The sequence below is a fragment of the Streptomyces sp. LS1784 genome, from assembly GCF_020103755.1.
Taxonomy (GTDB): Bacteria; Actinomycetota; Actinomycetes; order Streptomycetales; family Streptomycetaceae; genus Kitasatospora.
The window spans coordinates 1-13,306 of record NZ_JAHSQD010000199.1 but is presented as its reverse complement, the minus strand read 5'-3'; the positions used below and the strand labels follow the sequence as shown (position 1 = coordinate 13,306).

The 13,306-nt window shown below is 73.6% G+C and carries 12 protein-coding genes and 3 riboswitches; of the genes, 5 read left to right on the top strand and 7 right to left on the bottom strand.

Features of this window, described 5'->3' with window-relative positions; translation table 11 throughout:
* Nucleotides 1-90 precede the first annotated feature (90 nt).
* A complete protein-coding gene (locus tag KS423_RS22430; protein ID WP_224281365.1) occupies nt 91-2,880 on the bottom strand; it encodes a prenyltransferase/squalene oxidase repeat-containing protein in 2,790 nt (929 codons plus the stop codon).
* 104 nt (nt 2,881-2,984) lie between these two features.
* A riboswitch (cobalamin riboswitch) is annotated at nt 2,985-3,129 on the bottom strand.
* A gap of 77 nt (nt 3,130-3,206) precedes the next feature.
* Nucleotides 3,207-3,283, top strand: a riboswitch (cobalamin riboswitch).
* A gap of 132 nt (nt 3,284-3,415) precedes the next feature.
* Here KS423_RS22430 and KS423_RS22425 point away from each other — a divergent pair.
* Nucleotides 3,416-4,828 carry a hypothetical protein gene (locus KS423_RS22425; protein ID WP_224281364.1) on the top strand — a complete coding sequence of 471 codons (1,413 nt, stop codon included), beginning with the start codon at nt 3,416-3,418 and terminating at the stop codon, nt 4,826-4,828.
* A gap of 103 nt (nt 4,829-4,931) precedes the next feature.
* The gene (locus KS423_RS22420; protein WP_224281363.1) at nt 4,932-5,279 is read left to right on the top strand and encodes a hypothetical protein; all 348 of its coding nucleotides are present in this window, start codon (nt 4,932-4,934) and stop codon (nt 5,277-5,279) included.
* A 66-nt stretch (nt 5,280-5,345) separates the two neighbouring features.
* On the opposite strand, the gene KS423_RS22415 is transcribed toward KS423_RS22420, so the two are convergent.
* Both KS423_RS22415 and KS423_RS47480 read right to left on the bottom strand, forming a co-directional pair.
* A complete protein-coding gene (locus KS423_RS22415; protein ID WP_224281362.1) occupies nt 5,346-5,825 on the bottom strand; it encodes a flagellar hook-length control protein FliK in 480 nt (159 codons plus the stop codon).
* 29 nt (nt 5,826-5,854) lie between these two features.
* A complete protein-coding gene (locus KS423_RS47480) occupies nt 5,855-6,931 on the bottom strand; it encodes a prenyltransferase/squalene oxidase repeat-containing protein (RefSeq protein WP_263455127.1) in 1,077 nt (358 codons plus the stop codon).
* A 98-nt stretch (nt 6,932-7,029) separates the two neighbouring features.
* Nucleotides 7,030-7,178: riboswitch (cobalamin riboswitch) on the bottom strand.
* Nucleotides 7,179-7,288: 110 nt separating this feature from the next.
* On the opposite strand from KS423_RS47480, the gene cobF reads away from it, so the two are divergent.
* Nucleotides 7,289-8,047, top strand: a complete 759-nt coding sequence (gene cobF / locus KS423_RS22405; RefSeq protein WP_224281361.1) for a precorrin-6A synthase (deacetylating) — start codon at nt 7,289-7,291, stop codon at nt 8,045-8,047.
* A gap of 452 nt (nt 8,048-8,499) precedes the next feature.
* Here cobF and KS423_RS22400 read toward each other — a convergent pair whose 3' ends face one another.
* Nucleotides 8,500-9,441 (bottom strand): LysR family transcriptional regulator, encoded by a 942-nt coding sequence (locus KS423_RS22400; RefSeq protein WP_224281360.1) that lies wholly within the window; start codon nt 9,439-9,441, stop codon nt 8,500-8,502.
* 98 nt (nt 9,442-9,539) lie between these two features.
* On the opposite strand from KS423_RS22400, the gene KS423_RS22395 reads away from it, so the two are divergent.
* Nucleotides 9,540-10,031 carry a GNAT family N-acetyltransferase gene (locus tag KS423_RS22395; protein ID WP_224281359.1) on the top strand — a complete coding sequence of 164 codons (492 nt, stop codon included), beginning with the start codon at nt 9,540-9,542 and terminating at the stop codon, nt 10,029-10,031.
* 127 nt (nt 10,032-10,158) lie between these two features.
* Here the strand turns inward: KS423_RS22395 and KS423_RS22390 are convergent, their stop codons facing one another.
* The gene (locus KS423_RS22390; RefSeq protein WP_224281358.1) at nt 10,159-10,656 is read right to left on the bottom strand and encodes a helix-turn-helix domain-containing protein; all 498 of its coding nucleotides are present in this window, start codon (nt 10,654-10,656) and stop codon (nt 10,159-10,161) included.
* A 108-nt stretch (nt 10,657-10,764) separates the two neighbouring features.
* Between KS423_RS22390 and KS423_RS22385 the strand changes: the two genes are divergently transcribed.
* Nucleotides 10,765-11,262, top strand: coding sequence for a hypothetical protein (locus KS423_RS22385; RefSeq protein WP_224281357.1), 498 nt, complete (start codon nt 10,765-10,767; stop codon nt 11,260-11,262).
* Nucleotides 11,263-11,761: 499 nt separating this feature from the next.
* Here KS423_RS22385 and KS423_RS22380 read toward each other — a convergent pair whose 3' ends face one another.
* Entirely contained in the window at nt 11,762-12,199 is a 438-nt protein-coding gene (locus tag KS423_RS22380) for a cupin (protein WP_224281356.1), read from the bottom strand.
* Nucleotides 12,196-13,306, bottom strand: a 1,111-nt coding sequence (locus KS423_RS22375; RefSeq protein WP_224281355.1) for an MFS transporter, incomplete at its 5' end; no start/stop codon positions are given. The genes KS423_RS22380 and KS423_RS22375, both read right to left, overlap by 4 nt.

Sequence of the window (13,306 nt, the reverse complement as noted above, 5' to 3'; positions counted from 1 at the left end):
CCGCGCCCACGGCGACGCCGCCGAACGCGAGCGCGGAGGTCAGCGCCGCCGCCCCGGACAGCCGGGCGAGCCGTTCACCGAGTCCCCGGCTCACCGGTGCCGCCCCGGGGTGGCCGCGATGCGGCGACGGGCGACGAGGACGGCCGCGGCGCCGAGCGCGGTCAGCGCACCGGCGCCCGCCGTCAGCGCCAGTGCCTGGCTTCCGGTGCTGGCCAGATTGCCTGAACCGGTCTGCCCCGGCACGCCGCCGGACGCAGCGCCACCGCCGGACGAGGGGGTGTCGGTGACCGGGATCGGCGCGGTCGTGGTGGGCGAGCCCGTCGGGGTGCCGGAGGGCGTACCGGTCGGTGTCCCGATGGGAGTACCCGTCGGGGTCGGCGTCGGCGTCGGCGTTCCGCCAAGGTTGCGGGAGAGCGTGCCGAAGGAGATCCCGGTGGCACCGCCCAGGACCTGCGTCGAGGCCCGGACGTCCGAACCCTGCTGCCCGCCGGAGGCGACGTTGAACCCGCCGTCACCGTTCTGCTGGCCCGCGAGGAAGTCGAGCGCCTTGGCGATCTGTCCACCGTAGGTGGCCTGGCGCAGCGTCATGCCCTGGACGGCCAGCGCGGCCGAGTTGGTGGAGTCGCCGGCCGCACCGGGGAAGCCACCGTCGGGCAGCTGCCGCGCGGCGAGCCAGCCGAGCCCCTTGTCGACCGCCTGGGCGGCCTCGTCCCCGGGGACGAGGGCGAGGGCCATGACGGCCATGGCCGTACTGTCCACGTCGGAGTCGCCGGTGGCGGGGATCAGGCTCGGCCAGGAGCCGTCCGGGTGCTGGAGGCTCTTCAGGTAGGCGATCGCGGGGGCAGCGTCGGTCGCGTCCCCGGCCCGGAGCTGGGCCATGACGGCGAGCGACTGGGAGAAGACCGAGGTGGCGTAGGTGTAGTTGCCCGGGGCGTCGCAGCCGGTGTTCGCGTCGGCCCTGGTGCACACCATCGCGGCGAGGGCGGCGATCAGGTCGCGGCCGCCGAAGGCCCGCGGGTTGCGGCCGACCACCTCGGCGAGCAGCGCCTCCTTGCCGATGGACCCGCCGCCGGCGTACTCGGTGCCGATCGCGGTCCAGTCGTTGACGGTGCGCTCGCTGGCGTCCTTGCCCTGCTGATCCAGGAAGTCGACGATCCTGCGCAGCGCGGCGTCGTCGGTTCCGGTCGCGGCGAGGGCGTAGGCCCCGTCGATGGTCAGGCCGAAGTCGGCGAAGGCCGGGAACCCCTCGTAGTAGTGACCGTCGATCAGACGGGACGGGTCGGTGAGGTAGGCACTCCCCTTGGCCGCGTCGGGCTTCCTCCCCGCAGGCGGGGTCGGCGTGGTCGTGGCACCGGCCGGATCGTGCCGGACGCTGGTGAGATCGGTGCCGGTCAGGACCAGGATGGCCTGCTCGGTGGCGGCGGTGTCCGGATCAGTGGTCGACGCGTCCGGGCCGAAGCCGCCGTCCTTGCCCTGGCGGGCGGCGAGCCAGGCGGTGGCGGCGGCCCGGCGAGAGCCCTGGCCGGTGGCCTTGAACGCCTGGGCGGCGCTTGCGGTGCTGGTGGTGTCGCCGGGGGCGCCGACATACGGCAAAAGGGAGCCGTCGGGCTGCTGGCTCGCCGCGAGCTGGTCGGCGGCCTTCTTGGCGGCTGCTTCGTACCCGGGGGCCGTGCGCAGGGCGAGGACCGCGAGGCCGGTGGTGAGCGGGTCGGATTCGCAGTGGTCACCGGCGACGATCATCGATCCGGCCATGCCGCCGTCGGCGCACTGGAGCGCCGTGAAGCGGGCGAGCGCCGGGGCGGGCGGTGCGACGCCGGCGCGCTGGAGGGCGATGACGCCGAGGGACTGGACCCAGGGCGAGGCCGCACCGAGGAAGTCCCCGGCAGCGGTGCACTTGCCGTTCTCCCCAGCTACGGTGCACACGTGCTCGGTGAGCACGGCAACCAGGTCCCGGCCGCCGAAGGCACGGGGGTCGCGACCCGTACTCTCGGCGACGAGGGCCAGCAGGGCGGCAGCCCTCGTGTCGGGCCTGTCGGTCGGACCGTCGGGGTACAGGAACGCGTCGGTGTGGTCCGCGAGGAAGCCGATGACCTTTCGCAGCGCCGGGTCCTGCGTCCCGGCGGCAGCGAGCGCGATGGCGGTGAGGGCGGTCCGGGGGTAGTCCGGCCCAGGGGCGGCCCAGTTCTCCATGTGATCGCCGCCGACGAGTTGACCGGCCAGCCAGGCCGCGGCGGCCGCCGGATCACCCGTGGCGGACGGCGATCCGGTCGGGCTCGGGGTCGCGGAAGGGGACACAGAGGGCGAGGGGCCGCCGTTCTTGGTGCGGACGGAGTCCGGAGTGAAGCTCGGCGCCCCGCTGGTGCCGCCGATGTCCGTGCCGCCGTAGACCCAGGCCTCCACCTCGCCGGGCTTGGGCTTCTGCGTGCCGGCCCCGAACCGGCTGTAGGACCAGGTCTGTTGGCCGGGCTCGGCGATCCAGTACGACCAGTACGCGGTGGCCTGCGGTGTGTTGACGCACGGCTCCTCGGCCGGTGTCGGGTACTGGACGCCGCCGTTGAAGGTCCCTGTCCCGAGCCGGCAGATGAAGGCGGGTCCGTCGTGTCCGGTTCCGGTCGTGGTGAAACCGGCATTGTGCAGCAGGTTCATGCCCGTCGTGGGGTGGGCGTCGCAGCCCCGGACGACACCGCCGCCCCAGTGGCTGAAGTCGACGGCGACGATCGCGCCCGTCGTTGCCGTGCACTGCTCGATCGGGTCGGCTGCCGCGGTTCCGGGGTGTCCGAGCAGGACCGTGCCGCAGGCGGCGACCGCGACGGTTCCGGCGATCACCAGGGAGGCGAGGTCCCGGTTTCTGTGACGTGTGCGATTGCTGCTGACCCTCACGGCGACTCCCTGGTCGGTCGACACGGGAGGCAACGGCGCAGCCCACGGCACCCCGGGAAGGGGGCCGCCAAGACTGCGTCGTAGTCCGCGACGACGCAAGTGCTCTGTGAACAGACCCCCGGTCCAGGCATTCCGGCTCACCCACCCTCAGGTGGGTCCACGGTTGCGGGTCAGCGCCGGAGTTGGACCGGCTTCCCCTGAATGCCGAGGGCAAAAAATCGGTTCATCAGACCATGGCGGCCGATGAGGAGTCAACGGGGCGTCAGATCGTTCACATCACCTCGTCGGACGACGGGACGTGCGATAGCGTCCGCTGTGGCCGAGTGGGGGAACCCGGTGCGAATCCGGGGCTGACGCGCAGCGGTGTGGGGCGGTGGTCGTGCCGTCCCGAGCCCGAATGCCCGCCCGGCCGTGCACCACGGCGAAAGCCGGCCCACGCGATCCGGGCGGCGACCGCTCCGGCAGTCGCGCGCCCCGAGTGGACGCAGGAATTCCGGGGCAGGGTCGGCGCCCGCCACCCCAAGGAGCCTGTCCCGTGCCCCTCCTCACCCCATCCCGTGCTGCCTCGGCGACCACCGTCGCGCTGGCGGCCGGTGCCCTGTTGCTCTCTGCCGTCCCCGCCCACGCGACCGCCACCCCGGCCCAGATAGCCACCTCCAGGAGCACCGGCGTCACGTACCTGAAGTCTCTCCAGGCCGCCGACGGCAGCTACGTCACCGGCGGCGGGCTCTCCAACGAGTGGGCCTTCAGCGCGCTCGCCGCCGCTGGAACGGCCGCCGCCGACGTCACTCCCGGCGGGGACACCACCAAGAACGCCCGCCTGGTGTACCGCAACCAGCTCGCCGCCCCCGGCCGGCCCAGCGCCTCGCCCGTGGCCACGGACTACGAGCGCGGCATCCTCAACGCCTACGCCGCGGGCATCGACCCCGCCCGCGTCGGCCCCGGCCGCAATCTCCTTGCCGACCTCACCGCCTACTGGCAGAGCGCCGAGCCCGGCTACTACGGGCCGTCCGCCAACTTCAACGGCACCGTCTTCGGCCTGCTCGCCCTAGCCGGCGCCAAGACCCAGGCCGGCGCCCAGCGCTCCCCGCAGAAGCTCATCGACGCCTCCGTCACGGCGGTGCGCGCCAACCAGCACAACGACGGCGGCTGGAACTACAGCAAGGCCGCGGGCGACCCGACGGCGCTCGCCCAGGGCAGCGACATCGACATGACCGGCGCTGCCATGGCCTCCCTGTGCGCAGGCGGCGTGCCCAACACCGACCCGGCGATCGTCGCCGCCAAGAACTTCCTCAAGGGCAAGCTCGCCGCCTCCGGCGCCTTCAACGCCATGTTCGGGGTCAACACCGACTCCAACGGCTGGGCCGTGTCCGGCCTCAACGCCTGCGGCATCAACCCCCAGGGCGCCGACTTCACCAGCGGCACCGGCAAGACTCCGGTCGACTTCCTCATCGCCCAGCAGTTCAAGCCCGGCGGCGGCTTCAAGTACCTGCCCACCGACACCAGCCCGTCGCCCTACGCCTCCGTCGACGGCCTGCGCGCCGTCGCCGGCGCCGGGTTCACCGCCACCCCGCCCACCCCGACCACCGCGGGCGAGCCCACCTGGGCCGCCACCACCGACTTCACCGCCGGCACGGCCGCCCGCCTCTCCCTGGTCGTCGACGACGGCACCAGCGCGCTCAGGGTCTGCGCCGTCACCCTCACCCCCACCGGCACCACCACGACCCTCGGCGACGTCCTCGACCCGGCGGGCACCGCCACCCCGAGCGGCTGCGTCACCTCCGTCACCCCGTCCACCGGCGGCGGCACCATCACCGCGCTCAACGGCACGGCCAACGGCGGCTCCTCCACTTGGAAGGTCAGCCTGGACGGTGCCACCGCCACCGCCGCCACCCGGGCCACCACCGTCCACCTCGGCGACACCGTCTCGCTGCGCTACGGCAGCTGACCGCACGACGCCGGAGGGGGCGCCGACCCCTCGCTCCGGCGGGAACGATCCACGACGGCCCGGCGGCGGATCCGCCGCCGGGCCACCGGAGACAGGGGGACGGATGGCGATGAGTGTTTCCGGATGGGCGGCAGGCGGCTACGTGGCACTGGTCGGCACGCTCGCCGCGCTGGGCGGGCTGACGCAGAACGGACGCTTCTACCTCGGCGCGATCGCCCTCACACTGCCCACGGGACTCCTGGCTCTGGCGGCCGTGTACCTCGCACGGGGTCTGCTGACGGGCATCGGCGGGCTGTTCACCGAGACGCGCCTGCCCGATGGCGACGACCCCGCATGGCTGACCACCGCGGGCATCGTGGTCAACACGCTGTTGTTCACGGCCGCTGCGGTAGCCACGGTGTTGCTGGTCGAACACTTCGTCCGGCGGCGCCGATTGTCCCGCGGCGCCTGAGCCCCTGTCGCCGGCGCCCCGGCTCCTTCCGGAGAAGGGACCGGGGCGCCGGTCGGCCTCCGCGTTTCAGGGCGCGGTGATGCCCGGCTGCGCGCCGGCACCGAAGGACCAGCCCTCGACGTCGCCGGGTGCCGGGTTGTAGCTGCCCGCGCCCAGGCTGCTGTACGACCAGGGGCCGCCGTGCTGGGCGTGCCAGTACGACCAGTAGGCGCTGCCGGTCGGGTTGGTGCAGGTCGTCGGCAGGGCGTTGATGGTGCAGACGAAGCCCGGGTAGCGCGGGTGGAAGGCGTACGAGAATCCGGCGCCGGTCAGCGCGGCCAGGCCACTGGCCGGGTCGCCGAGCGCGCAGCCGGTCTGGATGCCGCCGCCGACGGCGGTGAAGTCGACCACGACGGTGACTCCGGTGGTGCCGGTGCAGGCGGCCGCCTGCGCCTGCGGGGCCTGGACGGCGCAGACGCCGAGCAGTCCGGCGGTGAGGGCCGCCGCGGCGGCGATCGACCCGAGCGTACGGCGGGCCGGGCGGACCGCGGTGAGAGTGTCGGTCATCGGTGAAATCCTCCTGGTGTCAGGCTCGTTCAGCGCGCGACCGGGGCCGGGCAGGCCAGGGTCGGGGCATCGGGGCGGGCCCCGGAAGCGGAGAGGGTGGCCAGCGGGGTGCCCGCGAGGCCGAGGACGGCCTGCGCGGTGGCCCGGGCGCCGTTGCCCGCGTTGAAGCCGGACGCGTCATAGGCGACGGCTCCGCGGACCGCCGGGTCGGCGGAGCAGCCCTGCTGGAACGTGACCAACCGGCTCCAGCCCTTGAGGCCGGCGACGAGGCGCCCGCCGGAGAGCAGCGCCTGGGTGGCCAGGCCGGTGGTGTTGGCATTGGAGGCGCTCGCCCCGGCCGCCGCGAACCCGCCGTCGGTGTTCTGGTGGGCGGTGAGCCAGCCCAGGCCCGTGTTCGCCTTGGCGGCGCGACCGGTGGCGGCGAGGGCCTGGACGGCGAGTGCGGTGGCGTCGGGGTCACTGGTGCAGGTGGCCTGGCCGAAGGAGACCGGGAAGCCGCCGTCCGCGCACTGGCTGTTCGCGAGGAAGTCGACAGCCGCCGCCGGAGCGTCACCGGGTGTGCGGTGCAGGGCGATCACGGCGAGGGACTGGCCGAAGGCGTTGCTGTAGTCGCCCCACTGGGAGCGGTCGGAGAAACGGCCCTCGGCGGTCTGCAGCGAGCGCAGGCGGGCCGGCAGGTCGACGCCGCCGAAGGCCGTCGGGCTCCCACCGCGGACCTCGACGGCGAGCAGCAGCTTGGCGGTCGCGCCCGCGTAGGCCTCGGTGGTGCCGTCGCCGAGGTAGCCACTGATGATCTCGGGCTTCGCCAGCCAGGCGGTGGCCTTCGCGGCGGCCTCGTCGGAGCTGTGCGAGGCGGCGAAGGCCAGCACGGCGTCCACGGTCAGGCCCTGGTCGGGGTAGGCGGTCCCGTTGAAGACGGACTCGAAGTGGTCGCCGTCCACGAGCTGGCGGGCCAGCCAGCCGCCCGCGGCGGCGTCGGGGCGGACCGTCGGGGACGAGGTCGCGGCGGCGGGCGCGGCGTGGGCGGCGGTGGCCGCCGGGAGCGCGGTGGCGAGTGCGAGGGCGGGTATCGCGAGCAGACCGAGAGTGCGGCGGAGCGCGGGCATGGGTGCCTTTCCGGGCCTGGACGCAGGGGCCCGGAGGACGTCGGCGACACGCCGGGCAGCCCTCGGAGCTCCGGCCCGCAGACCACGACGGGAGGAGGGGACGACACACCTCCGCCGACGGGTAATCGGGCTCGCCGCCGACGTGGAGCCGGAGGCCTACCGTTGCGGGTCAGCGCCGGATTCGGACCGGACTTCCCCCATCGGCGGAGTCGCTACTTGACGGCCCATCATGGCGAAACGGAAAAGATCCGGTCAAGGGTTCGTGCGTCACGTCACGGTGGTCCATACCCGGCTTCGCGACGCGCTCCTCCCGGCTGCCGGCGTGATCAGGGTGTCTCGGACGGCAGAATGCCTCTCATGCGGCACATCTTCGTCATCGGCATCGGCGCGGGCGACCCCGACCACCTCACCCTGCAGGCGGTCAAGGCACTCGCCCGCACGGATGTCTTCTTCATCCTCGACAAGAGCGAGGAACGGCAGGACCTGATCCGGCTGCGTCGCCGGATCCTGGCCGAGCACGGGCGGCCCGGGCACCGGCTCGTCGAAGCGCCGGACGCGGAGCGGGACCGCACCACCCCGGCATACGCGACCGCCGTGGACGACTGGCGCGTCCGCCGCGCCGACCTGGTCGAGCAGCTGGCCGTCGAGCACCTCGGTGAGGGCGAGACGGGCGCGTTCCTGGTCTGGGGGGATCCGAGCCTCTACGACAGTGTCATCGCCGTGGTGGACGACGTACGGGCCCGCGGCACGGTCGCGTTCGACTACGAGGTGATCCCGGGCATCAGCAGTGTGTCCGCGCTCGCCGCCCGCCACCGCACCACGCTGACCCGGGTCGGCCGCCCGGTACAGATCACCACCGGCCGCCGCCTGGCCGAGGGGTTCCCCGAGGACGTGGACGACGTGGTGGTGATGCTCGACGGCCGGGCCGCCTTCAGCGGGATCGACCCCGAGGGGCTGGAGATCCACTACGGCGCCTACCTCGGCACTCCCGACGAGATCCTGGTCGCCGGCCCGCTGGCCGAAGCCGCCCCGCGGATCCGCGAACTGCGCGAGTCGGCGCGCGAGCGCAAGGGCTGGATCATGGACACCTACCTTCTGCGGCGATCGGCTGACTGACCGGCGTGCGCCGCCCCGGAAGCGGGGCGGCGCGGCGCGTCAGCGGTTCCGGAACGTACACGTCGTCCGCCGGTCGGAGCGGGGCTCCGGGCCGCTGCTGCCCGCCGGGCGGGCCTTGGTCGGACCGCACGTCCTGGAGGTTCCCGTGCACACCACTCCCGCACCGGGTGCCAGCGGTCCGATCGTCACCGGCACGGACGGATCGGAGCCCTCCCGCAGGGCTGCGGCCTTCGTGTGCCTCACCGAAGCCACACCTCGTACGGGCACTCGCTCTTGCCGAAGGCCCGTTGGTCAGGCGCCCTGGCGGCGGGTGCGGCACTGCTTCTCGCCGGGTCCGGCTCCGCCGGCGCCGTCACCGGCACGTCCGGCGGGCCGGTCCCGGGTGTCCCGCGGACCGTCGAACTGGACGCGTCACCCGCCTCGGTGGCGGTCAGCCCGGACGGGCGCAAGGCCTACGTCGCGGTGAAGGACAGCATCAAGGGCGCGTCGTTCGACCGTCCGTCCCGGCCCGCCACGGATTCGGAGGCCGCGACGAAGGCCCGCACGAGGGGCCGGTCGTCTCCTCGGCGGGTGGCCAGGAAGACCCGGCTCATGGCGGACGGCCCGTCGAGTTCGAGGCGCCGGGCGCCCGCGGGGAGCAGCGTGGTGACGCTGTGGGGGGCAATGGTGACGCCCAGGCCCGCGGCGACGAGCATGATGACGGTGTGCCAGTTCGAGCACTCCTGTACGACCCGGACGTCGTTGCCGGTGTCCCGGATCGGCTGGGTGTTCACGTCGAACGCGCGGGCTCCCGCCGAGCGCGGGAACAGGATCAGGGGGTCGGTGGCCAGCGCCGCCGCTTCCACCCGGTCTCCCTCCGCGGCGGGGTGGTCGGCGGGGACGACCGCGACGAACCGTTCCGTCGTCAGGAGGGCGAGGTCGATGTCGTCGCGTTCCTCGGCATCACGGACGATCCCGATGTCGGCCGTGCCGCGTTCCAGGGCCGTCAGGACGTCGACGGTGAAGCCGTCGTGCAGCCTGACCTGGACGTCCGGGCGGCGGAGGGAGAAGGCCCGGAGCCGTTCGCTGACGATCGCGGCGGCGGAGGTGATGAAGGCGACGTCCAGGCGGCCGGCCTCGCCGCGGCCGACCCGGCCGGCCTCGTCCAGATCGGCGGCCAGCCGGCCCAGGAGGTCCCTCGCCCGCGGCCGGAACGTCATCCCGGCGTCCGTGAGGCGCACGCTCCGGGACGTCCGCCGGAACAGCTCGACGCCGACGATCTTCTCCAGCTGCCTGATCTGCTGGGACAGGGCCGGCTGGGCGATGTGCAGCCGGCGGGCGGCGCGGCCGAAGTGCAATTCCTCGGCCAGCGCCAGGAAGTAGCGCAGATGCCGGAGCTCGATTCGCTGATCCATATCTCCAGCCTATGGATGGCGGCCGGTGTACGTATTGGACACATGAGTCGGCGCAGTCGCAGGCTGACGTGGTGTCGTCCAGGGAAGGAACCCGCCCCATGCCGTACGCGTCCGCACCGCCCGTGGTCTCCTCGATCGCCTCGCCCAGCGACGCCGACGCGTTCCGCGCGCTGAACGAGGAATGGATCTCACAGCTGTTCACCCTGGAGGAGGAGGACCGGGCCGTGCTCGGGGATCCGTTCGGCCGCATCGTGGACCCGGGCGGCGACGTGCTCCTGGCCCGCGAGCCGGGAAGCGGAACCGTCGTGGGGTGCGTTGCGCTTCTGGCCCACCCGGACGCCGTGTTCGAGCTGGCGAAGATGGCCGTCACCCCCGGCGCGCAGGGGCGCGGAATCGGCCGCCGGCTCGTGGCCGCGGCGATCGGCCGGGCCCGGGCACTCGGCGCGGCCAGGCTGTTCCTCGGCACGAACAGCAGGCTGGCCCCCGCCGTCCACCTCTACGAGGACGCCGGGTTCGTGAGGATCACCCGCGACCGGCTCCCGGTGGCCGACTACTACGCCCGCGCCGACATCCTCATGGAACTGGGCTGAAGTCGAACCGGGCTGAAGTCCCGGGCCCGACCTCGGGGCCGCCCGCGGGTGCGGACGGCCGGCCGGGCAGGGACACTGCCACGGCCACGGCACGTCGCCGCGCGGACCGGCCCAGTGGCGGGGCCGCTCAGGACGGCAGGAAGCGGGCGCCCGGGCCCGGGCTGCGGTAGACGGAGTCCGGGGGCAGGCCGGTGTGTCCGGCGGCGCACGTCAGGACGAGAGTGACCGGTTCGTCGCAGCCGTGGCCGTCGGCGGTGCCGTGCCGGACGACGACCGACGGGCCCTCCTCGTCCGCGAGGTACTTGTCGCCCCACTCCAGCAGGGCGATCACGGTGGGCCTCAGGTCGACGCCCTTCTCGGTGAGGCGGTACTCGAAGCGCTGCCGGTCGCCGGGCTCCTGGTACGCCACCCGGTGCAGCACACCCGCGGCGACGAGGCCGTCGAGCCGCGTGGAGAGCAGGTTGCTGGCGATTCCCAGCCGGGTCCGGAACTCCCCGAAGCGGCTGACACCGTCCAGGGCCTCCCGCACGATCAGCAGCGACCACCGCTCGCCGACCGCCGAGAGTGCACGCCCGACCGAACAGTTCGCCGGGTCGATCCGCCGTTGGTGTCGCTGCTCCGCCATGGCTCGATCCTAGACCGCCCCGAAGCACCTGGGTTGACAATCTCCACTCAGTCCCGGCTAGGCTCCGATCCAGCTGAGTTGAGAAATTAAATCCAGGAGGCGACGGCCATGCCGATGCTCGACGTCCACATCCCCGACGGCGCCCTGCGGCCGGAGGCGGAAGCGGCCCTGCTCAACCGCATCACCGAGATCCTGATCCGCCACGAGGGCTTCGACCCCGCCGACCCGGCCACCCGCTCGGTGTCCTGGCTCTTCCTGCACCGGCCCGCCGCCGTCTACGTCGGCGGCGAGATCGCGGACGCCCCGCGCTACAAGGTCGTCCCGTCCGTGCCCGAGGGCCAGCTCGACGCCCGGAAGCGCGCGGGCGTCATCGCCGACGTCACCGAGGCGATCCTGGACGCCGAGGACGGCGCCTGGCCGCGCGACCCCGGCCGGATCTGGGTCTTCCCCACCGAGATCCCCGAGGGCCACTGGGGCGGCTTCGGCAGGGTCAGGCCACTCGCGGCGATCCTCGCCAGGCTCACCGGCCACGACCGCGACCGGGCCCGCGCCCTCGCCGAGCAGCGCATCGCCGAGAGCCGCGCCGAGCACGCCCGGCTGCCGTAGGCGACCGCCGGCCTCTCGGCCCGCAGCGGATCGAGACACCGGGATCGACGAGGAGATCGAGTTCGCCACGAAAGTCCGGCTCGCCCGGCGGATGGTCCGCCGGGCGATGGACCGCCGGCTTCACGACCTTCCCGCCGCGGGCCGCCCTGCCGGGCTCCAGCCCCGTCGGGATCGCCTCGGGAACGGGCGGAGGTGCAGACAACTCGTCCATGGGCAAGCGGACTCGTGGATCTCACCGGCGGGCCGAGATACTCGTTCGACTCGGCGGCAGGCCCAGGCCCTCTGCGGTGGCGCGACCCACACGGGCGAGCGGGTGTGCACGGCATCGTGCCGACAGGCACGGCGCCTTCTCACAGAACGGCAGCACCGGTTCTCACCTGCGGTCCCATTGCCGGGCCACCGAGTTCCCTTTCCCGGGAAACGGCAACCCGGCGTCGCATGCAGCGTCCTCGGCTGCCGCATGCGACGCCGTACCGCTCATCAGGCCGGCGCGCTGCCGTTATTCGTGTGGCGCCGAATTCCCGCCCTCCCGGCAACAGGCATCGGTGCGCGGTTCGAGGAGGGTGCCCCTGCGAAGGGTGATCGACATCAGGTCGCTGGGGGCGTCGAGTTCCAGGCGGTGCCAGCGGCCACGCGGGACGATCACGGCGGTACCGGCCGGCAGCCGCACCATGTCCTCGGTGCCGCCGGGCGTGGTGGGACGGAAGTAGAGGCGGACACCGCCGGCCAGGCAGCACACCGCTTCCTCGGCCTCAGGGTGCATCTCCCAGTGGTCGGCGTGGACGTCGGTGTCGGTCTCCACGTGGAACGTCGCGATCTGCCAGGCGTCGGAGTCGCTGCCTGCCATCCGGCGTTCGGCGGCTCGGACCCTGCCGTCGGGATGGATGTACAGCGCCGAGGCGAACAGGTCGACGGATGTGATCGGAGTTGTCGTCATGAGGGCGTTCCTTCCGGCTGGTTCTCTGCGAGGGCAGCGAGGCGCGGGCCGGGTGTTTCCGGTCCGCGGCGGGGTAGCGCGCCGATCGCCACGACCGCCGCGACCGCAAAGAGGGCGGCGGCTCCCGCCAGGCCCAGGGCGTAGCCGCTGTTGAGGTCGGCGGGGTCGGCGGCCGAGCCGGTGCGGTGGGCCGCGATGGTGGCGAGGGCGGCCAGGCCGACGCAGCCGCCGAGTTGGCGCGAGCTGTTGAGGAGGCCGGAGGCCATGCCGGCCTCGCGGGGGGAGATGCCGGTGGTCGCGGCGGCGGCGACCGGGGCAAGCACCAGCCCCGTGCCGATGCTGGTCACGACGGACGGACCGAGGACGTCGGCGAGGAAGCCGCCGTCCGGGCGGATGAGCGCGAACCAGGCCAGGCCCGCGGCGGCCATGACGGCTCCGGGCACGAGGGCGGCACGTGGGGTGCGCGTCGCGGTGATGCGCGTCGCGACGACGGTGCCCGCGACCAGCCCGGCGGAGAAGGGAAGGAACGCGGCGCCGGTGGCGGCGGCGCCCATGCCCAGGACCTGTTGCAGGTAGAGGGAGACGAAGTAGAAGGCCGAGAACTGCCCGGCGGCGGCGAGGAACACCAGCACGTTGGCACCGGCGACCCAGCGGCTGCGCAGCAGGCCGAGGCGCAACAGCGGTGCGGGCGAGCGGCGTTCGGTGACGACGAAGGCGGCCAGGAGTGCGATCGCGGCGGCGAGGGTCCCCAGCGTGGCCGGGGAGCCCCACCCCTGGACGTCGGTCCGCACGACACCGAACACCAGCAGCCCGACTCCTCCGGTCGCCAGGGCGGCGCCGGGCGCGTCCAGCCGCTCCCGCCGGACGGGCCGTGCCTCGGCCGCAACGCCCCCGGGGAGCAGCGCGAGGGCCGTCGCCACGATCGGCAGGTTGACCAGCATGACCCAGCGCCAACTCGCGTACTCGGTCAGCAGTCCGCCCGCCAGCACGCCCAGCGCACCGCCGGCGGCGTTCGCCGCGCTCCACACGCCGAGCGCGCGGACGCGCTGGGGGCCCTCGGTGAACGTGGTGGTGAGCATCGCGAGCGCGGCCGGGGCGGCGGCCGCG

Excerpts from the sequence above, each read along its gene's own strand:
- KS423_RS22395 (WP_224281359.1), top strand. The coding sequence starts at position 9,540 with ATGCCGTACGCGTCCGCACCGCCCGTGGTCTCCTCGATCGCCTCGCCC.
- KS423_RS22380 (WP_224281356.1), bottom strand. The coding sequence starts at position 12,199 with ATGACGACAACTCCGATCACATCCGTCGACCTGTTCGCCTCGGCGCTG.
- KS423_RS22415 (WP_224281362.1), bottom strand. The coding sequence starts at position 5,825 with ATGACCGACACTCTCACCGCGGTCCGCCCGGCCCGCCGTACGCTCGGG.
- KS423_RS47480 (WP_263455127.1), bottom strand. The coding sequence starts at position 6,931 with ATGCCCGCGCTCCGCCGCACTCTCGGTCTGCTCGCGATACCCGCCCTC.
- KS423_RS22400 (WP_224281360.1), bottom strand. The coding sequence starts at position 9,441 with ATGGATCAGCGAATCGAGCTCCGGCATCTGCGCTACTTCCTGGCGCTG.
- cobF (WP_224281361.1), top strand. The coding sequence starts at position 7,289 with ATGCGGCACATCTTCGTCATCGGCATCGGCGCGGGCGACCCCGACCAC.
- KS423_RS22420 (WP_224281363.1), top strand. The coding sequence starts at position 4,932 with ATGGCGATGAGTGTTTCCGGATGGGCGGCAGGCGGCTACGTGGCACTG.
- KS423_RS22390 (WP_224281358.1), bottom strand. The coding sequence starts at position 10,656 with ATGGCGGAGCAGCGACACCAACGGCGGATCGACCCGGCGAACTGTTCG.
- KS423_RS22385 (WP_224281357.1), top strand. The coding sequence starts at position 10,765 with ATGCCGATGCTCGACGTCCACATCCCCGACGGCGCCCTGCGGCCGGAG.